The 26,659-nt window shown below is 39.2% G+C and carries 24 protein-coding genes, 1 other RNA gene, 1 pseudogene and 1 riboswitch; of the genes and pseudogenes, 9 read left to right on the forward strand and 17 right to left on the reverse strand.

What is annotated here, in order from left to right; genetic code table 11:
- The first annotated feature begins 45 nt into the window (after positions 1 to 45).
- Positions 46 to 347: RNase P RNA component class A (gene rnpB / locus MWU56_RS15410), an RNA gene on the forward strand.
- Here the strand turns inward: rnpB and MWU56_RS15415 are convergent.
- The 3 genes from MWU56_RS15415 to MWU56_RS15425 are packed head-to-tail and all read right to left on the reverse strand — an operon-like array spanning position 343 to position 2,435.
- Entirely contained in the window at positions 343 to 882 is a 540-nt protein-coding gene (locus tag MWU56_RS15415) for an RsmD family RNA methyltransferase (protein ID WP_247045909.1), read from the reverse strand. The genes rnpB and MWU56_RS15415 overlap by 5 nt on opposite strands.
- Positions 883 to 1,659 (reverse strand): DUF3822 family protein, encoded by a 777-nt coding sequence (locus MWU56_RS15420; RefSeq protein ID WP_247045911.1) that lies wholly within the window; start codon positions 1,657 to 1,659, stop codon positions 883 to 885. It abuts the gene before it with no gap.
- Between the two features lie 38 nt (positions 1,660 to 1,697).
- Positions 1,698 to 2,435 carry a hypothetical protein gene (locus MWU56_RS15425; protein ID WP_247045913.1) on the reverse strand — a complete coding sequence of 246 codons (738 nt, stop codon included), beginning with the start codon at positions 2,433 to 2,435 and terminating at the stop codon, positions 1,698 to 1,700.
- A gap of 107 nt (positions 2,436 to 2,542) precedes the next feature.
- On the opposite strand from MWU56_RS15425, the gene MWU56_RS15430 reads away from it, so the two are divergent.
- The 7 genes and pseudogenes from MWU56_RS15430 to MWU56_RS16685 form a co-directional block, all read left to right on the forward strand.
- Entirely contained in the window at positions 2,543 to 3,976 is a 1,434-nt protein-coding gene (locus MWU56_RS15430) for an ATP-dependent RecD-like DNA helicase (RefSeq protein ID WP_247045915.1), read from the forward strand.
- A 32-nt stretch (positions 3,977 to 4,008) separates the two neighbouring features.
- Complete coding sequence (locus MWU56_RS15435; RefSeq protein WP_262917842.1) at positions 4,009 to 4,581, forward strand: DUF4126 domain-containing protein; 573 nt, start codon at positions 4,009 to 4,011, stop codon at positions 4,579 to 4,581.
- 43 nt (positions 4,582 to 4,624) lie between these two features.
- Positions 4,625 to 5,338, forward strand: coding sequence for a 3-deoxy-manno-octulosonate cytidylyltransferase (gene kdsB, locus MWU56_RS15440; protein WP_247046045.1), 714 nt, complete (start codon positions 4,625 to 4,627; stop codon positions 5,336 to 5,338).
- Positions 5,329 to 6,048: an HAD family hydrolase gene (locus tag MWU56_RS15445; RefSeq protein ID WP_247045917.1), complete on the forward strand. Its 720-nt coding sequence runs from the start codon at positions 5,329 to 5,331 to the stop codon at positions 6,046 to 6,048. Before kdsB ends, MWU56_RS15445 begins: the two co-directional genes overlap by 10 nt.
- On the forward strand, positions 6,032 to 7,159 hold the full coding sequence (locus MWU56_RS15450) for an iron-containing alcohol dehydrogenase family protein (RefSeq protein WP_247045919.1): 1,128 nt from the start codon (positions 6,032 to 6,034) through the stop codon (positions 7,157 to 7,159). Before MWU56_RS15445 ends, MWU56_RS15450 begins: the two co-directional genes overlap by 17 nt.
- A gap of 32 nt (positions 7,160 to 7,191) precedes the next feature.
- Complete coding sequence (locus MWU56_RS15455; protein WP_247045921.1) at positions 7,192 to 7,731, forward strand: lysophospholipid acyltransferase family protein; 540 nt, start codon at positions 7,192 to 7,194, stop codon at positions 7,729 to 7,731.
- Between the two features lie 472 nt (positions 7,732 to 8,203).
- Positions 8,204 to 8,341: pseudogene (locus MWU56_RS16685) on the forward strand (IS5 family transposase); the annotation flags it as partial.
- Positions 8,342 to 8,579: 238 nt separating this feature from the next.
- Here MWU56_RS16685 and MWU56_RS15460 read toward each other — a convergent pair.
- From MWU56_RS15460 to MWU56_RS16585, 12 genes are all read right to left on the reverse strand, one after another.
- Positions 8,580 to 9,077, reverse strand: coding sequence for a PAS domain-containing protein (locus tag MWU56_RS15460; protein ID WP_247045923.1), 498 nt, complete (start codon positions 9,075 to 9,077; stop codon positions 8,580 to 8,582).
- A gap of 25 nt (positions 9,078 to 9,102) precedes the next feature.
- Positions 9,103 to 9,486 (reverse strand): acyl-CoA thioesterase, encoded by a 384-nt coding sequence (locus tag MWU56_RS15465; protein ID WP_247045926.1) that lies wholly within the window; start codon positions 9,484 to 9,486, stop codon positions 9,103 to 9,105.
- A complete protein-coding gene (locus tag MWU56_RS15470; protein ID WP_262917843.1) occupies positions 9,473 to 9,730 on the reverse strand; it encodes a cysteine-rich CWC family protein in 258 nt (85 codons plus the stop codon). Before MWU56_RS15470 ends, MWU56_RS15465 begins: the two co-directional genes overlap by 14 nt.
- 39 nt (positions 9,731 to 9,769) lie before the next feature.
- Positions 9,770 to 12,091, reverse strand: a complete 2,322-nt coding sequence (gene metE, locus MWU56_RS15475) for a 5-methyltetrahydropteroyltriglutamate--homocysteine S-methyltransferase (protein WP_247045930.1) — start codon at positions 12,089 to 12,091, stop codon at positions 9,770 to 9,772.
- 160 nt (positions 12,092 to 12,251) lie between these two features.
- A riboswitch (cobalamin riboswitch) is annotated at positions 12,252 to 12,459 on the reverse strand.
- A 992-nt stretch (positions 12,460 to 13,451) separates the two neighbouring features.
- Positions 13,452 to 14,162 carry a YebC/PmpR family DNA-binding transcriptional regulator gene (locus MWU56_RS15480; protein WP_247045932.1) on the reverse strand — a complete coding sequence of 237 codons (711 nt, stop codon included), beginning with the start codon at positions 14,160 to 14,162 and terminating at the stop codon, positions 13,452 to 13,454.
- A 71-nt stretch (positions 14,163 to 14,233) separates the two neighbouring features.
- Positions 14,234 to 14,515: a 4a-hydroxytetrahydrobiopterin dehydratase gene (locus tag MWU56_RS15485; protein WP_247045934.1), complete on the reverse strand. Its 282-nt coding sequence runs from the start codon at positions 14,513 to 14,515 to the stop codon at positions 14,234 to 14,236.
- A 46-nt stretch (positions 14,516 to 14,561) separates the two neighbouring features.
- The gene (locus MWU56_RS15490) at positions 14,562 to 15,380 is read right to left on the reverse strand and encodes a sugar nucleotide-binding protein (protein ID WP_247045936.1); all 819 of its coding nucleotides are present in this window, start codon (positions 15,378 to 15,380) and stop codon (positions 14,562 to 14,564) included.
- Between the two features lie 6 nt (positions 15,381 to 15,386).
- Positions 15,387 to 16,475, reverse strand: a complete 1,089-nt coding sequence (gene gcvT, locus MWU56_RS15495; RefSeq protein ID WP_247045938.1) for a glycine cleavage system aminomethyltransferase GcvT — start codon at positions 16,473 to 16,475, stop codon at positions 15,387 to 15,389.
- A gap of 330 nt (positions 16,476 to 16,805) precedes the next feature.
- The gene (gene thrC / locus MWU56_RS15500) at positions 16,806 to 18,101 is read right to left on the reverse strand and encodes a threonine synthase (RefSeq protein WP_247045940.1); all 1,296 of its coding nucleotides are present in this window, start codon (positions 18,099 to 18,101) and stop codon (positions 16,806 to 16,808) included.
- A gap of 4 nt (positions 18,102 to 18,105) precedes the next feature.
- Complete coding sequence (locus tag MWU56_RS15505) at positions 18,106 to 19,029, reverse strand: homoserine kinase (protein WP_247045942.1); 924 nt, start codon at positions 19,027 to 19,029, stop codon at positions 18,106 to 18,108.
- Positions 19,030 to 19,032: 3 nt separating this feature from the next.
- A complete protein-coding gene (thrA, locus tag MWU56_RS15510; protein ID WP_247045944.1) occupies positions 19,033 to 21,477 on the reverse strand; it encodes a bifunctional aspartate kinase/homoserine dehydrogenase I in 2,445 nt (814 codons plus the stop codon).
- 65 nt (positions 21,478 to 21,542) lie between these two features.
- Entirely contained in the window at positions 21,543 to 21,677 is a 135-nt protein-coding gene (locus MWU56_RS16585) for a hypothetical protein (RefSeq protein WP_262917844.1), read from the reverse strand.
- 57 nt (positions 21,678 to 21,734) lie between these two features.
- Here MWU56_RS16585 and MWU56_RS15515 point away from each other — a divergent pair, with 57 nt between their 5' ends.
- Positions 21,735 to 23,273: an NAD(P)H-hydrate dehydratase gene (locus MWU56_RS15515; protein ID WP_247045945.1), complete on the forward strand. Its 1,539-nt coding sequence runs from the start codon at positions 21,735 to 21,737 to the stop codon at positions 23,271 to 23,273.
- A gap of 5 nt (positions 23,274 to 23,278) precedes the next feature.
- On the opposite strand, the gene MWU56_RS15520 is transcribed toward MWU56_RS15515, so the two are convergent.
- Entirely contained in the window at positions 23,279 to 23,698 is a 420-nt protein-coding gene (locus tag MWU56_RS15520) for an STAS/SEC14 domain-containing protein (RefSeq protein ID WP_247045947.1), read from the reverse strand.
- 156 nt (positions 23,699 to 23,854) lie between these two features.
- Positions 23,855 to 26,410 (reverse strand): ATP-dependent Clp protease ATP-binding subunit, encoded by a 2,556-nt coding sequence (locus MWU56_RS15525; RefSeq protein ID WP_247045949.1) that lies wholly within the window; start codon positions 26,408 to 26,410, stop codon positions 23,855 to 23,857.
- Positions 26,411 to 26,659: the final 249 nt, after the last annotated feature.

A 26,659-nucleotide genomic window follows, 5' to 3' on the forward strand; every position in this document is an offset into this window, starting at 1 on the left:
GCAGCGTAAAGCCTTTTTTTATTAACAATTGGGTTACCTTTGTAAATAGCAGGCCACCTTATCGCTGCAAGTATGGGCAACTGTGCTTGAAGAGGAAAGTCCGGACACCAAAGTGCAGCATAGCGGGTAACGCCCGTCCGCCGAAAGGCGAGGACCAGTGCAACAGAAAGCAAGTACAGTTCGGCTGTAGTGAAATCGGCAAACTCTATGCGGTGAAACGTCATGTAAACCAGCGCTTTAGAGCTGCACGCTCGAGTTGGAGGGTAGGCGGTTGGAACACTTGGGCAACCATTTGTCTAGATAAATGATAAGGATATACAGAATCCGGCTTACGGCCTGCTTTTAAACTGCTTCGAAGAAGCTAAAAATACTTCCCCCATACTTTCGTTGTTCCGAAAATTTGGGATACTCGGAAAGGTTGGTTTGTTCGGAATGTTCTACGATTAAAAGTCCTTCTGAAAGCAAGAGTTCTTTTTCAAAAACAATATCCGCAATATTTAAAAATTGTTCATGGTCAAAACCGTAAGGTGGGTCGGCAAAAATTAGGTCGAATTTTTCGGAGGTGCGTTGCAAAAACTTGTACACATCGGACTTTATGGTGGAAATGGGGAAATCCAGTTCTTGTGCGGTTTTTGAGATGTAACCTACACAACCTTGATGGCCATCCACAGCGGTTATTTTTTTGGCGCCTCTTGATGCAAATTCATAACTAATGTTACCAGTACCAGAAAATAGGTCCAACACTTTTAGTTCATCAAAATAAAAACGATTGTTCAGGATATTGAAAAGAGCCTCTTTTGCCATATCGGTCGTGGGCCTAACAGGTAATTTTTTTGGGGCAGTTAATCTTTTACCTTTATATTTTCCTGAAATAATGCGCATTTAAAGGGAGCTTAAAAAAGAAAAGTCTATGCTTTCGTTCTCCAATTGCTCATTGTGCAATGAAGTATTTCCCGGTACAAATACAGAAATGTTGGAGATATATTGGTGGCAAAGGTCATAAATTGCATCCCCTTCTTCAATTGCTCCAAAAAGTTTAAGTTGTACTTTTTCCATATCTATTTGCAATTGTTCCAAGCTGAACAATAGATAATACAGAAAGTCCTCTTTGGCATTATATTCAAATTGGTTATAAAAGAGTAGTTTTCTATCGGATATAACCATCACCTCCATTTCGCGCTCCGCCACTTGTACATAGCAAACCGGTTCCACATTGGTTCGATTTTGATTTAATAATATATTGATGAGAACTGTACCACTATGTTTGAACTCGAACGCTCCAAAAAGTTCGAAAATATAGTTGTTTATATTCGTGTATGGGATATATACATTGATGATATCTTGGTTGGGAATTTCATCGTAAGCGATAAGGTCGTTTGCCATTATCTTGGTATTGAACTTTAAGTAATTAGGTAATTCTTCCTTGTTAAAAAGAGGCTTGGGTACAAGTCCAAACATATTGTTCTTGTGTATTACCATTACTTCGGAAAAATTCTGTCCTACCTCACCACGCTCGCCAATTTTTTTCTTTAACTCCTTGAGCATTAAGTAAGGAGTAAGTTGGGTTTTGAAATTTAACCGCTCAAAGGCAAGGATTTTATTGGCAATGGTATCCAGTACACAAAAAGAAAGTCCATTCAAGCCAACTTGAATGGACAATTTCCTATAGGTTTTATTTGTTTCGTTCTGTACTATAGCTAGTTGTTGTTTTTCCTATCATAGATAGGAGGCCAGTTACCATTTGTACTTACATCTGTCAAAGAACCAACTTTGATTTCCGTGCCATTTACTTCTTCAACACTTTGATGTGAATTTTCTCTTTCAACCAAATCTTCTGGCTGATCATAGAGAAGAACATCTTTTTTCACTTTTGCTTCAAAAACGGGAGCTTTATATCCACTCTTGTCGATTATGTCCGCCTTCATTTCAAATTTTTCATTGTTTTGAGCAAAAGGAACATCCATCATTGTTTTGTAACGGTCATCTGCTCCAAAGAGAGAATCTTTTACTTTTACAGTTCCCAAAGTGTCAATAATAATGGTGTCCTGTTGCATTTCAATTTGATACACTCTATCGTATCTCATGAACGAGGAGTCACGTTGGGTTGTAATGGTGTAGTTACCAGTGTCGATGAACTTGATCAAGCTTTCAAAATCACCTGCATATTTGTCATTTACTGTTTTGTAAGCTTCTTGAGAATCCCTAATGTCTTTTAGTTTATTTATAACTTGGGAAAATCTTTCACTTTTTACCTGATTGAACTCGATGGGGGCATTGATGGAATCGTATATTTTAAAACCAAGGTAAATGCTCAGAATTCCGAACAGAATTACTAAAATAGGCTTTACTTTTTGGGGTAAAAATCTATCGATCACGAAAACAAGCCCGATGGTCACAAGGCATATTAGTACAACAATAAGAATTAAGTTTAACATATCTGATACTGTCTTTCAAAGTTAATTTAGTGGTTACCGACAAATCTACAATATTTTTTTTATTGCGAAACTTTTTGCTTTAAAAAAGAGCACTATATTTAGAGCGCATGAATGATTTTACTGTAGCAGGATTTTTAAAGATTTTAAACGACAAATTCCCCCATGTACCTACTCCAAAACAAGACGTGGCACTTAATATGCTGGCTAACTTTGTTTTAGAGGGTAAAAAGGACGATGTGTTCTTGTTGAAAGGATTCGCGGGAACGGGGAAAACTACTTTGGTGGCAACTTTGGTGAGCAGCCTCTGGAAGGTTAAAATGAGTGCGGTTTTAATGGCACCTACCGGTAGGGCAGCAAAAGTGATGTCCGTTTACTCGGGAAACAAAGCGTTTACCATTCATAAAAAGATATACTTTCCAAAGAAACAAACGGGTGGGGGAATCCAATTCGTACTAGCTCCCAATAAACATCGAAATACGGTTTTTATAGTGGATGAGGCCTCCATGATTCCCGATACTCCAGCTGACTCAAAATTGTTTGAAAACGGTTCGCTATTGGACGATTTAATGTTTTACGTTTACTCGGGGCATAATTGTAAATTGATTTTAATTGGGGATACGGCCCAGTTGCCTCCAGTAAAATTAGAATTGAGTCCAGCTCTTGATGAAGATCGCTTGTCCTTAAATTATGATAAAGAAGTTGATTGTTTGGAGTTGGATGAGGTAATGCGGCAATCAGGCGGGTCGGGTATCTTATATAATGCGACCAATCTTAGGGAGCAGTTACAATCCGAGTTTTTTGAGAATTTTAGCTTCGACTTGGGTAGTTATCGAGATATTGTCCGGTTGATTGATGGTGGTGAGATACAAGAAGCCATAGATTCTTCGTATGCTCAAAATGGAAAAGAACAGACGGCAATAATTGTTCGTTCCAATAAAAGAGCCAATCTGTACAACCAAAATATTAGGGAACGGATTCTTTTTTTAGATAATGAAATCTCTGTCGGCGATTATATGATGGTGGTCAAGAACAATTATTTTTGGTTAAAACCCAATTCAGAGGCAGGCTTTATCGCAAATGGTGATATTATCGAGGTGTTGGAGCTTTTTTCCATCAAGGAACTTTATGGATTCAAGTTTGCAGATGTCAAGGTTAAAATGGTGGATTACCCCAATCAGAAACCATTTGAGACCGTTCTTTTATTGGATACCATATCTGCGGAAACTCCATCATTGTCTTATGAAGATGGTAATCGGCTCTACCAAGAGGTAATGAAGGATTATGCGCATGAGAAGTCAAAATATAAAAAGTTTCTGGGTGTTAAGAATAATAGGTTCTTCAATGCTCTTCAAGTGAAATTCTCTTACGCCATTACTTGCCACAAATCCCAAGGGGGACAATGGGACACTGTTTTTGTAGAGCAGCCATATTTGCCCAACGGTGTGGATAAAGATTACTTGAGATGGCTTTACACTGCAATAACAAGAGCCGAGCGGCAACTGTACCTTATAGGTTTTAAAGATGATTTTTTTCTTGACTAGGAATACCCTATTTTAGACTTTTAGACAACAGCATGAATATAGAACCGGATACAATAATAAGTTTGTTCCTTGGAATTGGACTGGCAGCTTCTGTTGGTTTTCGTGTTTTTCTACCTCTTTTTGCCCTCAGTTTTGCGGCATATATTGGGGTTTGGGACCTTAACTTAAACTGGCAATGGATTGGGAGCCTGACCGCATTAATAACCTTGGGAGTTGCAACAATGGTCGAAATTTTCGCCTATTTCATTCCATGGGTGGACAATGCCTTGGATAGTTTGGCGATTCCCTTGGCGGGAATTGCTGGAACAGCTGTAGTGGTATCCACCGCAGCAAATTTAGATCCCGTGGTCACCTGGTCTTTGGCCATTATCGCCGGAGGTGGTACTGCTACCGTTATAAAAGGCGCCAATGCAGCTGGTAGGCTAACATCTACGGGCAGTACGGGGGGATTGGCCAACCCATTGGTGTCCACGGTGGAAACTGGTGCGGCCGTGGCCGTAAGTACCGCATCGATTTTAGTGCCACCCATTGCAGCAATCCTCGTCATTATCATTCTATTGATCATATTTAGGATTTATAGAAAATTGAGACCCAAAAAAAAATAAGTATCCATATCAACCAATAGATTTAAAAGTGAATATAATTTCCATGATTCCCGCCCGCTATCAAGCCTCTCGGTTTCCAGCCAAACTTATGCAGGACCTTGGCGGTAAACCAGTAATTGTTAGGACTTACGAAGCAGCTGTCAATACAGGGCTATTCAATGAAGTTTATGTGGTTACCGATAGCCAAGTTATCTCCGAAGTGATTACAGGAGTAGGAGGCAAAGTGATTATGAGCAAAAATACACACGAAAGCGGAAGCGATAGAATCGCAGAGGCCGTGGAGGATATGGATGTGGATATTGTAATCAATGTACAGGGCGATGAACCCTTTATAGATTCAGAAAGTCTGAAGAAGATTATTAAAGTCTTTAAAAATGATACAGTTGAAAAGATAGATTTAGCTTCTTTAATGACCCCGATTACGGATTGGGAAGAAATATCCAATCCAAACACGGTAAAAGTTATAGTTGACAACCAAGATTTTGCCCTATATTTTTCTAGATCACCAATACCTTACCCAAGGGATAAAGAAGTTGAGGCAACATATTTCAAGCATAAGGGTATCTATGCTTTTAGAAAGAGGGCGCTTATGGATTTTCAAAAATTGCCCATGTTGCCATTGGAGGCCAAAGAAAAAATAGAGGCCATACGGTTTTTGGAGTATGGTAAAAAAATTAAGATGGTAGAAACCCATGTCACCGGAATTGAAATTGACACACCAGAGGATCTGGAAAGAGCAAGAAAGGTATGGAAGTAGACTTTTCCAAAATAAAAACAATTGGCTTCGATGCGGACGATACCCTTTGGGTAAACGAAACCTATTTTAGGGAAACGGAAGAAAAGTTTGCAGCACTTTTGGAGGGCTATGAAACCAAAAATAAAATTGACCAAGAGCTTTTTAAAATGGAAATGGCCAACTTGGATACTTATGGTTATGGTATAAAAGGATTTATGCTTTCTATGATAGAATCTGCATTGGATCTTTCCAATCATAAAGTTTCGCAGAAAACCATTGCCGAAATTTTGGATCTTGGAAAAAGTATGATATCCCATCCAGTAGAGTTGCTCGATGGGGTTGAGGAAGTACTATCAAAATTAAAGGGAAACTATCGATTGATCGTACTTACCAAAGGTGATTTATTGGATCAGGAACGAAAGTTAGAAAAGTCGGGACTTTCCAAATATTTTCATCATGTAGAAGTATTGAGCGATAAAAAAGAGAATAATTACAGTAACTTACTAGAGCATTTGAAAATAGATGTCAATGAGTTTTTGATGATAGGTAACTCCTTAAAATCGGATGTGATGCCTATCTTAAATATAGGAGCCAAAGCGGTTCATGTGCCTTTTCATACAACTTGGGTGCATGAATTGGTACCGGAAGACCAAATGGTGAACAACCATTTAAAGCTTAGCACCCTCAAAGATATCTTGAAGTATTTGGACACTAATGAAGACAGAAAATAATTTGAAAAGACAGAAAACAACTTCAACCGATAAAACATTGTTCAAGAACTTTCCTATGGTTCCTAGAGTTGTGTTTGGAGCGGGATGTTTTTCGCAATTGGGGGATATTTTGTTGCCCATGCGCAAAAGTTCGGAAGCACCATTTATATTTTTAGTGGACGATTTTTTCGAGAATGAAAATTTTATGGCCAAGCTGCCCTTAATGTTCAATGATGAGGTGATATTCATCTCGGCGGAAGAAGAGCCCAAAACAGCTCAGGTAGATGTTTTAGTTGCCCGAATTAGGGAGAGATACAGTGAATTACCTTCAGGCGTAATTGGAATAGGTGGGGGGACGTTACTTGATTTAGCCAAAGCAGTATCCATTTTATTAAACAATAAAGGGCTTGCCAAAGACTACCAAGGTTGGGATTTGGTTAATAAACCTGCACTTTATCATGTAGGTATTCCTACCATTAGTGGTACCGGAGCCGAAGTATCCCGTACCACCGTTTTGTTGGGGCCAGAAAAGAAATTGGGCATTAATTCCGATTTTACCACTTTTGATCAAGTGTTGCTTGATCCTGATTTTACCAAAACTGTTGCTAAGGAACAATGGTTTTATACCGGTATGGATTGTTATATTCATTGTGTGGAATCTTTAACCGGTACATATTTAAATGCTTTTAGTCAAAGCTATGGGGAAATGGCAATGGAGCTTTGCAAAGAAGTGTTTCTTGGAGACATACCAGCCAAAGAGTCAAGAGATAAATTAATGATGGCATCTTGGCATGGAGGAATGAGTATTGCTTATTCGCAGGTGGGTGTGGCGCATGCCATGAGTTATGGTCTGTCCTATCTTCTGGGTGTTAAACATGGTATTGGGAATTGTCTGGTTTTTCAGCATTTGGAAGAATTTTACCCAGAAGGAGTCTCATTGTTCAATAAAATGATGGCTAGACATGATGTAATATTGCCAAAAGGTGTTTGTGCGGAACTTACCCAAAACGATTTTGATGTTATGGTAAATATATCTTTGAGCTTGGAACCCCTTTGGGAAAATGCACTTGGTAGAGATTGGAAAACCATAATGACCCCAGAACGTCTACAGGCATTGTACGAAAAAATATAGGGTTCATTGTAATTCACAATCTTTACGAATAAATGCAAAAACTTGCCAAGTTTATTTATTTTACACTATTGGGATGGAAACTTAAGGGTTCTTTTCCCAATGTGAATAAATGTGTAATTATTGTAATACCCCACACACATTGGTTGGACTTCTTTTTAGCACTCTTAATTCGTAAGGTAATTAAGAAAGAAATTAACTTCATTGGAAAAAAAAGTCTCTTTAAGCCACCGTTCGGATGGTTTTTTAGATGGACAGGTGGTGCACCCGTAGACCGTTCCAAAAATTCAAATACGGTAGATAGCACTGTCCAGATTTTTAATTCCAGAAAAAAATTTCGTTTGGCATTGGCACCAGAGGGAACCAGAAAGAAAGTAACAGCCCTAAAAACTGGATTTTATCATATTGCAAAAAAAGCAAATGTGCCCATTGTAATGGTAGCTTTTGATTTTGGAAAAAAGGAAATTAAAATAGGCGAACCTTTTTATCCAACTGAATCCCTAAATAAGGATTTCGAAAAAATCCACGAATTTTATAAAGGTGTAAAAGGTAAAATCCCCGAGTATAGTTTTTAAAAATAATTCCTGCATGCTGTGGAATACGTTCTGTGTACCATGTTGTTTAATTAAATGACGGACTTACATAATATTATATGTATGTGCGTTGATATTTGTTCGAAACTAGTATGATAATCCGTTAAAAAATAGAATTCATTCACTAGAAAATAAAATCGTAAAAGAACTTGGTGGTTGTAAAGATGATAAAGAAGTGATTTAAACTTTTTTGGAATCGATAGATAGGGCTACGGACATTTGAGTTACCACACGTAAATACCATAACCCATGAACAAAGTACTCGACAGATATATCATAGAAATGGAGATAGTCCCACACATACAATTACCGAAAAGAGGTTTTGCCCCAACGGCTCCCTTCGAGATCGTCAATGTAATACGCTACAAGTTGAAGACGGGCGTGCAACGGCAGTGTGGATGACAGGGACGTATATTTTGACCGGAATCTTTATGCGTAGTGGTATGCCGTGTAACGCACCAATGCATGGATCGACAGTTTCAGGTCACTGCTCAACAGATTCGATACCTCCGTTGAGAGCTGGAAAGGGTTCAACTACTTATCATTTATAGTAATCGCCCTAAAAAAAATCAAATCAAAAAAGTTTAAATGAGTTCGTATTATGACTTGTACCGCACTCAAATTTTTTAAACATCTTTATAATAACTTTATTCACTTTAGATTAGTGCATACCGTTTAAGATTCAATAAGTCATAAACGTATTTGTTCTTTCTGATTATTACATCAATTTAATGAGAATCAAACTTAAGATATATATAACCCCTTCAAAAAAAGAAGAGAAGACTTCATGTGGTGCCCTTGCTTTTTAGTAGTTCGTAGGATTAAATAACTTAAAACTGGACAACTGACAACTCTTGTTCAAAAGCAATAAAATAGGTCAATTCCTTTTTTGTTCCGTAAATGGGCACTATTTTGATGTGACATTGATACATTTCTCCATTTTTGCGATAATTAAGGATAGTACCGGTAAACCTATGTTTGTTATTTAATTGCTTATGGATTTCTTGTTTTGTTTTTTCGGAAGTTTTGACACCTTGAAGAAAATTAGGCTTTTTTCCTAGCGCATAACTTTTGGAATAACCCGTCATCATATGAAAACCATCGTTTACCCAAACAATTTGGCGATACACATCTGTTAGTACCAAAGCATGGTAGGTATTCGTTTTGATTTGTTCCTGCAATTCAAGACCAACATCTTCCTTTATGATAGTTTTGAGCTGCCTTAGATCATTCTCTTTTTTGAGCTCACCAAGCAACTTGTGATAGTTTTCAAGATAAAAATCAAAACTGATCAATGGTGATAAATAGGTTTTGTCCTGTGAATCCATGATTGTTTTTTTTAATATTCTTTTCTCATAAAACCGGGATGGGATTTTTGTCCTTGTCCAATGCCACAAAGGTGAATTGTCCACAAATGGCTTTTTCTCGAATATTGGAATACATTTCTTCCACAAAAATGTCCACTTGGACCTTCAAACTTTTATTTCCCACTTTTACCACGGTACCCACAAGTTCTATGATGGTCCCTGCTGGGATGGGATGGTCAAAATCGATACGATCGGTGCTAACGGTGACCATCCGTTTTCTACTGAATCGTGTTGCGGTGATAAAAGCCACTTCATCCATTAAGCTCAGGGCAGTGCCCCCAAAAAGTGTATCGTAATGATTGACCGTATTTGGAAAAACGGCCTTGAAGATACTGGTCCTTGATTTTTTTATTCGTTCAAATATTTCCATTGTTCTTTTTATAATAGATTCCTAAGATCTTTTTCAGGGATTGTTGATGTTTTACATTTTGGTATTCTGATTTCAGTACGTTCAGACAATTGGTACAAAGACAATCATCATATTTAAGGTTGATGTATTCCCACTCATCTTTATTCAGTTCAACATTGGCACATTGACAGAGAGTAATGGATCCCATCTTACATTCAAATATGGTGTTACACCGTTGACAATATTTATTCTCGTGATGTGCCATTATATTAAGGGGCCAATACGGATATTGGCCCCATTTGGTTTAATTTGAAGGTTCGCCAACAGCTTCTCGCATCTGTTGTGCAGCGGAGACCATAACCTTTAAGGCTTCTTTGGTTTCCTCCCATCCTCTTGTTTTTAGTCCACAATCGGGGTTTACCCAAAGTTTGGAAGCCGGCAAAACGTTTTCCGCCTTCTGCAATAGATTCAAAATCTCATCGGTGGAAGGAACCCGAGGTGAATGGATATCGTACACTCCTGGACCTATGTCGTTGGGATAATCAAACTCATAAAATGCATCCAACAGTTCCATTTGTGAACGGGAACATTCAATGGTGATCACATCCGCGTCCATATCCGCAATACTTTGAATAATGTCGTTGAACTCGGAATAGCACATATGGGTGTGAATCTGTGTGGAATCCTTTACCCCACTTGTGGATAACTTGAAGGCTCCGATGGCCCATTTCAAATACTCGTCCCAATCCTTTTTACGCAGTGGCAAACCTTCGCGAATGGCGGGTTCATCTACTTGAATTATGTTAATGCCTTCTTCTTGAAGGTCTAACACTTCATCTAAAATGGCCAATGCAATTTGCTCGCAGGTGGTCGAACGGTCTTGGTCGTCCCGAACAAAGGACCATTGTAAAATTGTGACGGGCCCTGTGAGCATTCCCTTTACGGGTTTTTCCGTCAATGATTGCGCAAACGATGTCCAATAGACCGTCATAGGATTTGGCCGCGAGACATCTCCATAAATAATTGGAGGTTTTACACAACGCGACCCATAGCTTTGTACCCAACCATTTTGGGTAAAAGTGAAACCTTCCAGTTGTTCCCCAAAATATTCCACCATATCGTTACGTTCAAATTCCCCGTGTACGGGAACATCAAGACCAATTTCTTCTTGTAAGGCAATGGCCTCGGTGGTTTTTTCCATCAAAAAGTTAATGTAGTCCTGTTCTTGAAGCGCTCCTTTTTTGAATAATGATCTGTTCCGTCTAACTTCTTGGGTCTGTGGAAAAGAACCAATAGTGGTGGTCGGAAAGAGCGGCAGTTTTAAATGTCTCTCTTGCAGTATCTTCCTTTTTTCAAAGGGAGATTGTCTGCGGTAGTCCTTTTCATCCAATTGCTCTACCCGTAGTTTTACTTTAGGTTTATGGATCAACTTGGAATTACGTCTCCTATCCATTGAGGCTGCATTGTCCAAAAAGAGTTGGTGGGAGCTGTAATTAGGGTTTTGTGCAAGTTTTTTCAGACTTTGGAGTTCTTCCAACTTCTGTTTGGCAAAGGCCATCCAATCCTTCACTTCGTTCGAAAGTACTTTTCCGTTTTGTTCCAAATCTAAATCATTGGGAACATGCAATAGCGAACAGGATGGAGAGATAAAGATGCGTTCTTCTCCCAATTGTTCCCTGGTCTTCTCAATAAGCTTCAATGAGGAAGAAAAGTCATTTTTCCAAACATTGCGCCCATCAACAACACCTAAGGATAAGAATACGCTTTTTTTGAGCTTTTTTGATTCCAAAATCACGTTCAACTGGTTTGGTGCTCGCTTTAAATCCAGATGCAAAGCGCAAACAGGTAAGGAAAGTACCGTTTCAAGGTTGTTTCCATATTCCCCAAAATAACTGGCCAATAAGGTTTTTAAATTTGGGAATGATTCGGCAATTCCCTTGTAAACTTTGCTGATGGCTTCTTGCTCTCCATGGGAAAGATCTGTGGAAAGTATGGGCTCGTCAAATTGTACCCAAGTAGCTCCGGCATCCACCAGTTTTTCCAAAATGGAATAATAGATGGGAAGTAGTTTGGGTAACAGTTCAATGCTGTGAAAACCCTCTCCCTTTTCTTTTCCCAACAATAGATAGGTGACCGGGCCCAAAAGCACGGGTTTTGTGTGGATGCCCAATGCCTTTGCTTCTTTGAACTCGTCCACAACTTTTTGGGAAAGTAATTCAAATTCTTGGTCTCGGGTAAATTCTGGGACAATGTAATGGTAGTTGGTATCGAACCATTTGGTCATTTCCATGGCTATGACATCAACACCGTCTTTTTGCAAGCCTCTGGCCATTGCAAAATATAGATCCAGAATGTTTTTTCCGGATTCTTGGGTGCTTTTGTAACGTTCAGGAATGGCTCCAACCATTAAGGTTGTGTCCAATACTTGATCGTAAAATGAAAAATCGTTGGAAGGAATCAGGTCTATTCCCTTTTCGTGTTGAAGCTTCCAATTTTCTTTTCGAATGCTTTTTCCGGTCTTGATCAGGTCTTCCAAAGAGATCTTGTTGGACCAATACTTTTCGCAAGCTCTTTTCAGCTCGCGGTGGGCCCCAATTCTTGGGTAGCCCAAATTGCTTGTTTTCATTGCTAAAGCTTTTATAAAATTGAATAATTAGATAAAAGCTCCTTAGCTCAACTTCGCAATGCCTTAAACAAGAAGAACGTGGATAGAACTTGCCCCAGGGTGTCCGGAAAAGTTCAAACGTTCGACCTGCCCTATACGCGAAGGCACCGTCAAAATCCTACAATGTAGGAACGATATGGGCAGGTATCCTGGCTTGTTCGATTTTTGTCTACCTTCTCATCCTTGATTAAAGAACAATGGTATTGAGGACAAAAACATACTATTCCAAAAATTGGAATCGGACTTACAGTTGCGCGTCAGCTCGTGATTTAAACACGATTCCCTTTTAATCCCGACACGTGTCGGGAACCCTCATCGTTTTGATAAAGAAATTAAGTAAAGAACTTATTTACGTGTAAAAGTATGTAATAATCTGAAGTTATATGTGTTTTGAAGAGTTTTATCGTAGAAGCAAGGTATTGTACTTATTCATCCAATAAATTGTATTGTAGGTTGCCTGTCAATTACTTTATCCAGTAATCGTTGAACATTGTTAAGGTATTTCAATATATGTGCTATCCTGATGAGGATAAGGGCGAGTGGTTCGCCTCACGAAAAGTCGGGCCCCAAAATCCGCACTTACACCAACAGAACCATGGCTTTCACCTTCATAAAATTTAAACATCCATTCAAAGTTAGCGCTGTCTTAGTAGTCATTTAGTTTTTTATGAAGGGCAATCAAGGCTTGATGGTGCTCCTTGCCCGAACCAGGGGCCGTTAGCTTTGGCAACAAAGAGTATTTTATCTTTATGCTGTGGGGTAATTCAACCCTTTTTTATTTGGTTTAACAAAAGGTTTTGGTCCCACCACAACTGGGGTCGATCATTATATAAGCATCGTATAGGTTGGGTGTATGTATAAAACAGTTCATGGTTGCCAACCCTCCGAACGAATGCCCAGTTAAATTCTTAAAACCATTGATACGGTATTTTTCGTTGATTATTGGTTTTACTTTGGATGGGACTTACAATTGGAACCACCAAAAACGGAAAAATTAAACCAGCTTAATTTTAGCTATAATCAAAACTGAATCAGCCACTTATTAATGATTTTACCATGATCACTTTTTCCCGTTTCGAGTGGTATTCTATGACCGTTTTTGCAGCCTTGTTCAAAACAGCATACATTGACTTGAAATTAGAAAAGATTGGAGGTTAGCATTTAGTTTCTCTTCGATGGGATGTCTTTTTATTTTTTTCTTTAATCCCATTGACTTTTTTGGATTGATATTCTGGAATTCAATCTAATATAAACAATTATAAAAAATAAAACCCCTCTGTAAAATAGAGGTTTATGCGAGTATTATAAGGTGTTTCAGGGATTACTCCTGCATGCTGTGGAATACGTTCTGTACATCATCATCCTCCTCGATTTTCTCAAGAAGTTTCTCCACATCTGCAGCCTCTTCTTCGTTAAGTTCTTTGGTGACTTGCGGAATACGGTCAAATCCAGAAGAAATGATTTCAATTTCTCGTGATTCCAGTTCTTTTTGGATAGCTCCAAAATTTTCGAATGGTGCATAAATATGAATACCGTCTTCATCCACGAACACTTCTTCGGCACCAAAATCGATCATTTCCAGTTCCAGTTCTTCCGGGTCAATGCCATCATCGCTTATAGTAAAGCTACATGTATGGTCGAACATAAACTCTACAGAACCCGAAGTGCCCAAACTACCGTTGCATTTATTAAAATAGCTCCGGATATTGGCCACGGTACGGGTATTGTTGTCCGTTGCGGTTTCAATTAAAATGGCAATACCATGGGGGGCATACCCTTCAAAAAGCACCTCTTTATAATCGCCCTGACTTTTGTCCGATGCTCTTTTAATGGCCCGTTCAATATTGTCTTTTGGCATATTTACCGCCTTGGCATTCTGTATTACGGCGCGTAATTTGGAATTGGCGTCAGGGTCAGGACCACCCTCTTTAACTGCCATTACTATATCTTTTCCAATTCTGGTAAAGGCTTTGGACATAGCTGCCCAACGCTTCATTTTGCGCGCTTTTCTAAATTCGAATGCTCTTCCCATATAATCTTAAATTCTGGATGAAGGCAAATTTAACAAAAAATGCTCCTTTGTCAAGCTCAATATGCACTACATTATTCTACTATTTCCTCAATGGATTTTGCAAGGTCAATATCCTTTTGGGTAATACCACCCGCATCGTGGGTGCTGAGCTTTATCGTAAGATTGTTATATACGTTTTCCCAGTTGGGATGATGGTTTTGTTTTTCGCATTCAAAGGCAATATGGGTCATCACCGAGAACGCTTCTTTAAAATCCTTAAAGGTGAAGCATTTTTGAATCATATTATCATCTAAGGTCCAACCCGAAAGGTCTTTAAGGGCATTTTCTATTTCAATGGCGTTTAATTTCTTCATAAAACTGTTTTCCTAGAAGATAATCAATTAAACAGCGAAAAGAAAACTATACAGGAAGATGATGGTCAATAATTTCTTGACAGCTAATACGAAGGTTTTTTGGCAAGATATTATCCTTGGGCAGGGCCGCCAAATAACGGTCTTCGTTGGTTGTATACACCCTTTTATAGATTGGGTGATAGTTACCAAGATGTTCGATAACCTCCTTTATAAATTCCTCGTGTTGAATAAGGTCGCTGCTACCCAAATGAAAAATACCCGTTTTGTTCCTGTTGATCAGGTAATGGATTTGTTGGGTGAGCCTATCGTCATTGGTTACATTGATGATGAGGTTGGGGAAAACTTCAATAGGTTCATTGTTTGCTATGTTTTCCTTGATTTCTTTGATTCTTGGAGAAGCGTTTCCAAAAACCATGGGCACTCTAAGAATAGCGGCTTTGTTTTTTGGCAACCGCATAATCATGTTCTCAATTTTTATCTTGAGCCGTCCAAAAACACTTAAAGATAGTGTTTTGTCATGCTCGTATGATGGGAATTTGCTGTAGGCATCAAAAACATTGGCCGAAGAGATAAAGTACAGTTTGGTGTCTGTCTTTATAATATATTCCATCAGGTGCTGATGCGCCTGTATCTGTGCTGGAAAATTCCCTCGAAGGGAAGATACGATGATATCCGGTCTTACCTGTTCTAGAATGTGAAATATATCATCCTCTTCTAAGTCGTATCTGTAAAACTGTTTATTTTCCGCAAAGGAGTTATTGGAGAAATAAGTGCCGTAGGTATCAAAATAGGAGCAAAGTTCTTTGTATATGGCATTGCCTACAAATCCACTTGCTCCTAATATTAAAATCTTTTTTTTATCCAAAGACAACTAGGTGTTTTTGTAAAATGGCAGTTTTACGATGGTTGCCAAAACACTGTTCTTACGAATTTGTATATGAATAGGTGTATCGACTTTAGAAAATTCTGTGTTGACGTATCCTAGTCCGATTCCTTTAGAAAGAGACGGAGACATAGTTCCCGAGGTTACTTGGCCTATCTCATTGCCATCAACATCTGAAATTGTATATCCCGATCTAGGGATTGCGCGCTCTTCCATTTGGAAAGCGATTAATTTTCTTTTGGGGCCTGCCTCTTTTTCTTTGGCAAGATTTTCACTGTTCACAAAATCTTTGGTAAACTTGGTAATCCAGCCCAAACCAGCTTCAAAAGGAGAAGTAGTATCATCAATGTCGTTGCCATATAGACAATACCCCATTTCCAATCGTAATGTATCACGAGCTGCTAAACCAATTGGTTTGATACCAAAATCGGCGCCAGCTTCCAATACTTTGTCCCACACTTGTTGCACTTCCGAGTTCTTGCAATAAATCTCAAAACCTCCAGAACCGGTATAGCCCGTTGCTGAGATAATCACATGCTCAATCCCGGCAAAATCCGATACAACAAAGTTGTAGAATTTAATAGATGATAAATCTACAGAGGTTATGGACTGCATTGCTTCAACAGCTTTTGGTCCTTGGATTGCCAAAAGCGAATAATCATCAGAAATATTTCGCATGTCCGCACCAATAGCTTCATTATAATTGGAAATATGTTCCCAATCCTTATCAATGTTGGATGCGTTGACAACTAAAAGGTAAGTTTCGTCCTTGATTTTATATACAATAAGGTCATCGACAATACCACCTGTTTCGTTGGGCAAACAACTATACTGCGCTTTGCCTACTGTTAATTTGGAGGCATCGTTGGTCGTTACTTTTTGGATAAGCTCCAAAGCCTTGGGCCCTTCTATCAAAAATTCCCCCATGTGGGAAACATCAAAAACCCCGACACCTTTACGTACGGTATCGTGTTCAATGTTTATGCCTTCATAGGAAACGGGCATGTTGTAGCCCGCAAAAGGCACCATTTTAGCTCCCAATGCTTCATGCGTTTTAGTAAGTGCAGTATTTTTCATTGACTCTGTTTTTACGATTTGCAAATTTATGGAATTAATTGAGGATACGCTTATTTTAGGCTGCTATGATTTTTTATGAGCCATAGCAGTGCACAGGTAAAACCTTGGTCAAACCCGTAATTTGGGACAAGCAACAATTATGGTAGAAACTTTATTGTGCCAACGGAATGGATTACCTCTATAATCTAAATCTCTTTATTTTTAAGGGGTTTGAGGAACCAAATGCGATGCATTTTATTGTTTTCGGAAGGACAACAATAACCATCGAGGTTATTGAGGCCAAAAAAAACAACTGGGTCACTTGGACAGTTTTAAACTAACAAAATAAGATTAATGCTTTAGTAGAAATTGTTTTAGCTCTTCATACGTGGCAATGGAAATGGATTTTTTGTCCTTGTTCATTACCTTTTTTATTTGTGGCGGGATTTGCGGGGTCAACCCTAAAGTTTCTTCGACCACATCCAAAAACTTTACGGGATGTGCCGTTTCCAAGAATATACCATAGGTATCTGGATGGGATTTTTGAAATTCTTTCAACCCTAAATATCCTACGGCCCCATGAGGGTCCATAACATATCCTGTCTTGGAATGGATAGCTTTCATCGTGACTTTGGTCGATTTATCTGTAAAAGAGTAGGAGGAAAGATGTTTTTGGAGCGTTCCGAGATCGTCCTTGTACAAATGTCTGATACGGATAAAGTTGCTAGGGTCTCCCACATCCATGGCATTGGAAATGGTGGCGATGGATGCCATGGGCTTGTACACCCCGTTTTCCATAAACTTTGGGACCACATCGTTTGCATTGGTGGAAGCTACAAAGTGTTTTACTGGCATGCCCAGTTTTTGAGCGACCATACCTGCGCAAATATTTCCAAAATTTCCTGACGGTACAGAGAACACAATTTCTTTTCCTTTTGATTTCGCCTGTTTGTAGGCAAACAAAAAGTAGAACAGTTGGGGTAACCATCTTGCCACATTGATGCTGTTGGCCGATGTCAATTTTTTATGATCTGTGATTTCGGTATCCAAAAAAGCGGTCTTTACCATACGTTGGCAATCGTCAAACACACCGTCTACCTCCATGGCCTCGATATTTTGGCCTAAGGTGGTCAACTGTTTTTCTTGGATTTCGCTCACTTTTCCACTAGGGTAGAGGATAAGCACCTGTACGCCATCGACACCTAAGAAACCATTGGCAACGGCTCCTCCTGTATCCCCTGAGGTGGCAACCAGAACTGTTACATCTTGTTTTTCTCCCTGTGAAAAGTAACCCAGGCAATTGGCCATAAACCGGGCACCTACATCTTTAAATGCCATAGTGGGGCCGTGGAAAAGTTCCAGGGTAGCAACATTCTCTTCAATGTCCACCACGGGGAAATCAAAATCAAGTGTATTGGAAATGATTTCTTTTAGGGCATTATCGGGAATATCATCGCTGACAAATTGATGGATGGCACGAAAAGCTATTTCGTGATTGGACAATTCTTCGATGTTTTCAAAAAAATCTTGAGAAAGCGGTGTTATGCTCTCTGGAAAATAAAGTCCCTTGTCGGGAGCAATTCCTGCAATGACCGCTTCTTTGAATGAGGCTTGGTTACTTCTGTTATTTAGACTATGGAATTTCATTGGATCAATCAATTTTTTTTACACCTTCGCTGTTAACTTTCGATATATGGATATCAAAATCCACACCTATATTTTTATAGGTCTCTTTCATGGAATCTGCTACTCTTGTTGCGATTTCCTCGCCTTTGCTCAAGGCAAAAATTGACGGCCCGGAACCGGAAATACCACTTCCGAGTGCTCCTGCCTTTACAGCATTGGTTTTGATATTGTCAAAAGCAGGGATTAGAATAGAGCGGATGGGCTCTACAATATGATCGTGCAATGAGCGACCTATGAGTTCATAATCATTTTGGAAGAGGCCGGCGATAAGTCCGCCCAAATTGCCCCATTGTTGGATGCCTTGTTGCATGGATATCGTGGTCCTTAAAATTTTACGTGAATCAGAAGTTTTTATTTCTATCTGCGGATGAATCACAGTTGCGTACAATTCTGAAGGTGTTGGTATGGGAATAATATCGAGCGGTTCATAACTTCTTACTAAGGTGAATCCGCCAAAAATGGCAGGGGCTACATTGTCTGCATGGGCCACATCGCTAGCCAATTTTTCGCCTTGCATAGCAAATTGCACCAACTCCAATTTGGAGAAGGGTCTGCCCAAAAACTCGTTCATGGCCCAAACTGCACCTGCCGAACTTGCGGCACTGCTTCCAATACCGCTCCCTGGTTTGATTCGTTTGTCTATAACAATCTCAAATCCCCCGTCGTAACCGCTTTTTTCCAAAAGAGCTAAACCTGCTACGCCGGCCACATTGTTTTTGGTTTCCAGCGGAAGGTCTTGGCCAATTATTTTGGTGATTCGAATTCCTTTTTTAGAAGTTTTTCTAACAATCATTTCATCGCCAACGGAATCCAACGCCAAACCCAAAACATCAAATCCGCAAGAAACATTGGCTATGGTTGCGGGGCAAAATACCTTTAATTCTTCCATACCTTAAAAATTTCCTATTCGAACAATATCCGCAAAGATACCCGAAGCTGTTACATCTGCTCCTGCTCCTGCTCCTTTTATAATCAAGGGTTGGTCCACATAACGGTCGGTAAAGAACAATACGATGTTATCACTTCCTTCCAAGTTGTAAAAATCGTGACCTTTGGGGATTTGTTGTAATCCAACCTTTGCCTTCCCATCTTCAAATTGGGCCACATATTTAAGCTTGCAATCTACAGCGTCGGCATCATTGTATAGTTGTTGGAATTTAGCTTCATATTTCGTCAAACTTTCAAAAAATGCTTCATTGGAGTCGGCATTTAAACTTTCTTCGGGTAGAAATGCTTCATTCTCTATGTCATCGATATCCAGTTGATAACCACTTTCGCGCGCTAGAATAAGAATCTTCCTCATTACGTCTATTCCGCTTAAATCTATGGTCGGGTCAGGTTCGGTATAGCCTTGTTCCTGCGCTTGTTTTACCACATCGTGAAAGGTGGTTTTATCATTAAAACTGTTAAATATAAAGTTGAGGCTGCCAGATAATACAGCTTGTATTTTTCTAACCTTATCTCCTGATGCGATTAAATGTTTTAGGGTGTCGATAATAGGTAAACCAGCTCCTACATTGGTTTCGAACAAATAGGGAGCATTGTATTGTTTGGCCAATTGTTTTAACTCCTTATAATAACCATAATCCGAAGAAGAGGCGATTTTATTGCAAGTCACCACAGAAATACTGTTTTTGAGGTATTTTGAATAACTTTCGGAAACCTCGGCGCTGGCGGTATTGTCCACGAAAATACTGTTACGATAGTTTAACGAATTAATGCGGTCAAAAAATGCTTCTTTATCCGTTGGGATTCCATTGGCCAAAGCGTTTTCCCATTCTTTCAGGGAAATACCGCCTTCATCAAAAATCATTTTTCTGGAATTGCTGATTCCAATGACACGGACATTGAGTTTGAGCTCTTCTTTTAAATACGTTTTCTGTTGACGGATTTGTTCCAAGAATTTTGAGCCAACGTTCCCAACACCCATTACAAATAGATTGAGTTGTTTTATGTTTTCTTCAAAAAAGGTTTCGTGCAATGAGTTGAGCGCTTTTTTAACATCTTCCTTTCTGATGACCGCCGAGATGTTCCGTTCAGAGGCTCCTTGGGCAATTGCTCTAATATTTACATTGTTTTTACCCAGTGTGCTGAACATTTTTCCACTCAAACCTTGATGACTCTTCATATTGTCCCCAACCAAGGCTACGATTGTTAGGTCTTTTTCAACAATGACCGGTTTTATTTTTCTTGTTGCAATCTCATATTCAAAAGTCTCATTGACCACCTCTTCGGCTATGTCCGCATCTTCATCAGCTATACCAACACAAATTGAGTGCTCGGATGATGCTTGGGTTATTAATACAATACTTATGTTTTTTAGCGATAGAGTTTCAAAGAATCGTTTGGAAATACCTGGTATTCCAATCATGCCAGGTCCTTCCAAAGATAGTAAGCTAATGTTGCCTACATGGCTAATTCCCCTTACAGTTTTACCATTTCCGTTATGGTTTTTGGTAATTAGAGTGCCGGGGTTTTCTGGGTCGAAAGTATTTTTAATGGCGATTGGGATGGCCTTGCCCAGTACGGGTTGAATTGTTGGTGGGTAAAGCACTTTAGCCCCAAAATGGGAAAGTTCCATGGCTTCTTGGTAACTGATATTTGAAACACATTTTGCCTGTTTCACCAGTTTAGGGTTAGCGGTGTACATTCCACTTACATCTGTCCAAATTTCCAAAATATCTGCGTTTACCGCAGCAGCGATAATAGCGGCCGTGTAATCGGACCCACCTCTGCCCAAGGTTGTTAAATCTCCTGAAATGCTCGATGCCACGAAGCCCGGAAGCATGGTTATTTGGTGTTGGTTGGATGCAAAGTATGTCTCGCAATCTGCGTTTGTTTTTTTAAATTCGACATTGGCCTTTCCAAAATTATTGTCTGTAGTGATAAGTTCCCTACTATCTTTAAAAATAACATCCAATCCTTCGGATTTCAGGAATTCACAAATAACAAAAGAAGATAGCAATTCGCCATAGCTTACAATTTTGTCGGATAGTTTTGGTGTAAGCTCACCAATTAGAAAAGCTCCCTCCAATAGTGTTTCGAGTATATTGAGTTCACTTTTGACCTTGCTCAGGGCGGCACTTTGTGATTTGACAGGGATTAATTCCCTGATGGCTGAAATGTGCCTATCCTCAATTTCTTTGAGACTACTTTTATATTTTACATTTTGTTCCGACGCAAGGTTTGAAGCGTTGAGCAGTAGGTCCGTAATCCCGCCGAATGCTGATACCACAACGGCAATTTTTACCTGCTTTTGATTACTGAGGATGGATTTGACCTTATTGATATTTTCTGGATTGGCAACAGAAGTACCACCAAACTTTAAGACTTTCATAAAGAAATTTTATTGTAAAAAATTGAAAATAGGTTAAAAAACGGACGGAATTATATATAGCAGACTTACCCCAATGGGGTGGTGGTAACAATAGTAATGATGGATGAAAAAGTGTTCATCAAATTAAGGTTAATATCCGTTGGTTTTAGTTCCATTACTTTATAATGAGATGATAAAAGTAGTACTTTTGAATACTTCATCAAATCATTGGTGTTGTTTTTGTGAAATCCTTACGAATAATCAATATTTTTTGCCGAATGAAAATTTTTTCCGCATTACAAATCTATGAAGCTGATAAATCAACAATAAAAAAAGAGGGGATTGCTAGTGATGAATTAATGGAAAGAGCGGCAATACAGGTATTTGAATGGATGCATTCCCGATTGCGCGGTACTCAAGTCAATATAAATTTGTTTTGTGGAATTGGCAACAATGGCGGAGACGGAATGGTCTTGGCAAGGAAGTTGAACGATCATGGTTATTCGATCAAAGTGTATGTGGTGAACTATAGTGAAAAGCGGTCCAAGGATTTTTTATTGAACCTGGAGCGTTTGAAGGATGCGAAGGTTTGGCCAGACTTTATTAATGAGGAAAGTGATTTACCGGAAATAACACCCAAAGACATTGTTGTGGATGCTATTTTTGGAATTGGCTTGAACCGAACTCCCGATACTTGGGTGGGTAATTTAATTGCACATATCAATACATCAAAAGCATTTGTATTGTCCGTGGATGTTCCTTCAGGTTTGCCTTTAAACCAAAGTCCATGGAATTCTTCTTATGTTATACGTGCCAGTTACGTATTGAGTTTTCAGGTGCCCAAATTGGTTTTCTTTTTACCGGAAACAGGGGAATATGTAAACCAATGGGAATTGCTGGATATTGGGTTAGATCAAGATTATATTGCTGATGCCGAAACCGATTTTGAACTTATTGGAAGACCCGAAATATTACCATTATACCGTCCACGAAGTAAATTTTCCCATAAGGGAACCTACGGTCATGCCGTGATTATTGGTGGTAGTTATGGTAAAATTGGCGCTGTTCAGTTGGCAAGTAATGCTTGTTTAAGTGTTGGGAGTGGTTTGGTTACTGCTTTTATACCAAAATGCGGTTATGATTCTTTGCAAACCGCGGTGCCTGAAGTAATGGTACTAACGGGATCTAGAGAAAAAAATATTTCTCAAATAGAAATACCTTTTAATGCTTCGGCGGTGGGTATTGGTATGGGTATTGGCATGGATGAGGATACTGTGTCCGCCTTTGATTCTTTTTTAAAGAGGAATGGATCACCTTTGGTAATTGATGCTGATGGTTTGAACATTTTATCCCAAAACCCTGAATTGCTGTCCAATGTTCCCAAGTTATCAGTGTTGACTCCTCATCCAAAAGAATTGGAAAGGTTGATTGGTTACTGGGCTTCAGATTTTGAGAAGTTGGAAAAAACCAAGGCATTTGCTTTTAAATATGATTTAGTTGTTGTAATTAAAGGAGCACATACAATAACTATATACAATGGTAAAGGATATGTAAACACTACTGGAAACCCGGGCATGGCAACAGCAGGTAGTGGTGATGTGTTAACCGGAATGATTACAGGGCTGTTGGCCCAGGGGTATACCTCTATAAATGCTGCAGTTTTTGGTGTGTATCTGCACGGTTTGGCAGGTGACTTGGGTGTTTCATCAAAAGGTTATGAAGCATTGAAGGCATCAATAATCGTAGAAAATATAGGGAGTGCTTATATGGAACTTTTCCGTCAGCCTGAAATGGAGCAAAAAGACACTAATGCATAGAGGTATTAGGCGCTGTTCCTTCCTTTTTTAATCTTTAATCTTTTTTGAACCCATGCCAGTGCATTATCAAATTCTATAAAAAATTCCATAGGTTTTTTATAGAACATTTTTTCGATATTGAAATTATGCATATCAATTTCCTTTTTGGAAACAATGGCAAAGGCTTTAAGATTGTCCAATCCCCGTAAGTAATTGTATACAGTTGGATCTATTGCATATGAGTTTTGTCTAAGGCTTATGTAGCCAAAATTCTTGTCCCTGAAATGTATTTCAGAAATTCCTATAATCTGGTAAGTTCTTTCTAATGTTATGGTGGCTCCTTCATCAAAAGTAGATACCATATAGTCATCAAATACCTGTACTGTTCCTATTTCTAGTTGGTACTCCCGTACCACCATTGCCTTCTTTTTAGAAGTTATTTTCATCCCCAAGTAATTATAGTGTCTCGTGTACGAAATTATGGGGCATGGGCAGTGTGGTGAAAAATAATAGACTAAACGCTAAAATATCGTGTGTATGGTAATTGATAGGTATAAAAAAAGCTGACAATTGTCAGCTTTTTTTATTTTGTTCTGTTACGATCACTTTTCAGCTTCGGGTGATTTTTCAGCTTTTTTAATTTTAATGGTGAGTTCTTCTTTTTTCTCATCCAAATCCATAAAAATACTGTCACCTTCTTCCAGTTTGGAGTTTACGATTTCCTCGGCAAGTGCATCTTCGATATATTTTTGAATAGCTCTCTTTAAGGGTCTGGCTCCGTATTGCTTGTCAAATCCTTTATCGGCAATGTAATCTTTCGCCTTGTCGGAAAGGTTTAGGTCATACCCTATATCCTTTATTCTTTGATACAACTTGTTCAACTCGATATCGATGATCTTGTGAATATCTTCTCTTTCCAATGCGTTGAATACCACTACATCATCTATTCTATTCAAGAATTCGGGTGCGAACGCCTTCTTTAAAGCGTTTTCGATGACGCTCTTTTGGTGAGTGTCTGCTTGTGCTTTTTTAGCAGCGGTACCAAAACCTACGCCCTGTCCAAAATCCTTCAATTGTCTTGCACCGATATTGGATGTCATAATAATTATCGAATTCCTAAAATCGATTTTACGTCCTAAGCTATCGGTCAGGAATCCATCATCCAGTACTTGCAGCAACATGTTGAATACATCTGGATGCGCTTTTTCCACCTCATCCAATAAAATTACGGAATATGGCTTACGTCGTACTTTTTCCGTCAACTGTCCTCCTTCTTCGTAACCAACATATCCTGGAGGTGCTCCAACTAATCTGGAGATAGCGAATTTTTCCATGTATTCGCTCATATCTATTCGGATAAGTGCGTCTTCGGAATCAAATAGTTCCTTTGCCAGTATTTTGGCCAATTGAGTTTTACCAACTCCGGTTTGACCAAGGAATATAAACGAACCAATAGGTTTGTTTGGGTCCTTAAGGCCTGCACGGTTACGTTGGATGGCTCTTGCCACTTTGGATACGGCTTCATCTTGACCAATTACAAAACCTTTAATCAGGTTGGGTAGTTCGGCCAATTTGTTGCTTTCGGTCTGTGCTATTCTGTTCACGGGAATACCGCTCATCATAGAAACCACATCGGCTACGTTGTCTTCGGAAACGGTTTCTCTGTGCAATTTACTTTCCTCTTCCCAGCGCTCTTGTGCGGATGCCAATTCTTTTTCGAGACGTTTTTCATCGTCCCTAAGTTTTGCGGCTTCTTCGTATTTCTGCTTTTTAACCACAGTGTTTTTGAGCTCACGAACATCTTCCAACTGGCTTTCCAATTCCAAAATTTGTTTGGGGACATCCATGTTTACAATATGTACTCTTGATCCTGCCTCGTCCAAGGCGTCTATCGCCTTGTCTGGTAGAAACCGATCGGTCATGTACCTATTGGTGAGTTTAACGCAGGCCAAAATGGCTTCATCTGTATAGTTGACATTATGGTGCTCTTCGTACTTTCCTTTGATGTTCATCAAAATTTCGATGGTCTCTTCCACGGTGGTAGGTTCTACCATCACTTTTTGGAAACGACGCTCAAGTGCTCCGTCCTTTTCTATGTATTGTCTGTATTCGTCCAGTGTAGTGGCTCCGATACATTGAATTTCTCCTCTGGCCAAAGCGGGTTTGAACATGTTGGAAGCATCCAAACTACCTGTGGCGCCACCGGCACCAACAATAGTGTGTATCTCATCAATGAACAAGATGATATCATCGTTCTTCTCCAACTCGTTCATAACGGCTTTCATTCGTTCCTCGAATTGGCCACGGTATTTTGTACCTGCAACCAAAGAAGCCAAATCTAAAGTTACCACCCGTTTGTTGTAAAGTATCCGAGATACTTTTTTATTGATGATGCGCAAGGCCAATCCTTCAGCGATTGCACTTTTACCAACTCCGGGCTCACCTATAAGTAATGGATTATTCTTTTTTCTTCGGCTAAGTATTTGGGAAACACGTTCTATTTCTTTCTCCCTTCCAACCACCGGGTCCAATTTATTGTCCTCTGCCAAACGGGTAAGGTCTCGCCCAAAATTGTCCAAAACAGGTGTCTTGGATTTTTTATTGCCCTTTTGAGATGAACCGGAACTAAAAGAACTTTCTTTACCATCTCCCATATCATCTGATTCTCCAGGGAAAGATTCTGCCTGGGGGGTATCTATAAAGTCATCATCACTGGTGATCATGGATTTGAACTGTTCTTTGACGTTGTCGTAATCCACTTTCAGTTTGTGCAACAGTTTAGTTGTGGGATCATTCTCGTTCCTTAAAATGCAGAGCAACAGGTGTGCTGTGTTTATAGAAGAACTTTGGAAGAGTTTTGCTTCCAAAAAGGTGGTCTTCAATGCCCGTTCTGCTTGTCGGGTCAAATGAAGATTCTTTTTATCCTTCTGTATTGTTCCTGTATTGGGATTTGCGGGACTCAGTATTTCCACCTTTCTACGAAGGTGGTCCAAGTCCACATCAAGTGCATCCAAAATATTAATGGCTTTGCCATTCCCGTCTCTTAATAGACCTAGCATAAGGTGCTCCGTGCCAATAAAGTCATGGCCCAGTCTCAGGGCTTCTTCCTTGCTGTATGCTATAACGTCCTTTACGCGGGGGGAAAAATTATCGTCCATACGTTTCCTTTTCAGCAATTAAAATTAATAAAAGTATTGTTACGGTGGTCAAATACCGTACCCTTATTCGATAAAGTAGTTGTAAATGTCGGAATAATTGATGTTTTACCGTGTTTTAACAAAGCTTTATTATCGCTTTGTTGATAAACTACTCACTGTTGATAATTTTTTTAATAAACTATTCGTAAAGCGTTATAAAGGCTGCTATTTTCTGTATATTGCCATGATAATTTAACCACAAAAAAAACA

Origin of the sequence: Allomuricauda sp. F6463D, assembly GCF_023015965.1 — a bacterium.
Lineage (GTDB): Bacteria > Bacteroidota > Bacteroidia > Flavobacteriales > Flavobacteriaceae > Flagellimonas.

Bases quoted from the DNA above. Each gene is read 5' to 3' on its own strand.
- MWU56_RS15415 (WP_247045909.1), bottom strand. From the start codon at position 882: ATGCGCATTATTTCAGGAAAATATAAAGGTAAAAGATTAACTGCCCCA.
- MWU56_RS15425 (WP_247045913.1), bottom strand. From the start codon at position 2,435: ATGTTAAACTTAATTCTTATTGTTGTACTAATATGCCTTGTGACCATC.
- MWU56_RS15430 (WP_247045915.1), top strand. From the start codon at position 2,543: ATGAATGATTTTACTGTAGCAGGATTTTTAAAGATTTTAAACGACAAA.
- MWU56_RS15435 (WP_262917842.1), top strand. From the start codon at position 4,009: ATGAATATAGAACCGGATACAATAATAAGTTTGTTCCTTGGAATTGGA.
- kdsB (WP_247046045.1), top strand. From the start codon at position 4,625: ATGATTCCCGCCCGCTATCAAGCCTCTCGGTTTCCAGCCAAACTTATG.
- MWU56_RS15445 (WP_247045917.1), top strand. From the start codon at position 5,329: ATGGAAGTAGACTTTTCCAAAATAAAAACAATTGGCTTCGATGCGGAC.
- MWU56_RS15450 (WP_247045919.1), top strand. From the start codon at position 6,032: ATGAAGACAGAAAATAATTTGAAAAGACAGAAAACAACTTCAACCGAT.
- MWU56_RS15455 (WP_247045921.1), top strand. From the start codon at position 7,192: ATGCAAAAACTTGCCAAGTTTATTTATTTTACACTATTGGGATGGAAA.
- MWU56_RS15460 (WP_247045923.1), bottom strand. From the start codon at position 9,077: ATGGATTCACAGGACAAAACCTATTTATCACCATTGATCAGTTTTGAT.
- MWU56_RS15465 (WP_247045926.1), bottom strand. From the start codon at position 9,486: ATGGAAATATTTGAACGAATAAAAAAATCAAGGACCAGTATCTTCAAG.
- MWU56_RS15470 (WP_262917843.1), bottom strand. From the start codon at position 9,730: ATGGCACATCACGAGAATAAATATTGTCAACGGTGTAACACCATATTT.
- metE (WP_247045930.1), bottom strand. From the start codon at position 12,091: ATGAAAACAAGCAATTTGGGCTACCCAAGAATTGGGGCCCACCGCGAG.
- MWU56_RS15480 (WP_247045932.1), bottom strand. From the start codon at position 14,162: ATGGGAAGAGCATTCGAATTTAGAAAAGCGCGCAAAATGAAGCGTTGG.
- MWU56_RS15485 (WP_247045934.1), bottom strand. From the start codon at position 14,515: ATGAAGAAATTAAACGCCATTGAAATAGAAAATGCCCTTAAAGACCTT.
- gcvT (WP_247045938.1), bottom strand. From the start codon at position 16,475: ATGAAAAATACTGCACTTACTAAAACGCATGAAGCATTGGGAGCTAAA.
- thrC (WP_247045940.1), bottom strand. From the start codon at position 18,101: ATGAAATTCCATAGTCTAAATAACAGAAGTAACCAAGCCTCATTCAAA.
- MWU56_RS15505 (WP_247045942.1), bottom strand. From the start codon at position 19,029: ATGGAAGAATTAAAGGTATTTTGCCCCGCAACCATAGCCAATGTTTCT.
- thrA (WP_247045944.1), bottom strand. From the start codon at position 21,477: ATGAAAGTCTTAAAGTTTGGTGGTACTTCTGTTGCCAATCCAGAAAAT.
- MWU56_RS16585 (WP_262917844.1), bottom strand. From the start codon at position 21,677: ATGAAGTATTCAAAAGTACTACTTTTATCATCTCATTATAAAGTAATG.
- MWU56_RS15515 (WP_247045945.1), top strand. From the start codon at position 21,735: ATGAAAATTTTTTCCGCATTACAAATCTATGAAGCTGATAAATCAACA.
- MWU56_RS15520 (WP_247045947.1), bottom strand. From the start codon at position 23,698: ATGAAAATAACTTCTAAAAAGAAGGCAATGGTGGTACGGGAGTACCAA.
- MWU56_RS15525 (WP_247045949.1), bottom strand. From the start codon at position 26,410: ATGGACGATAATTTTTCCCCCCGCGTAAAGGACGTTATAGCATACAGC.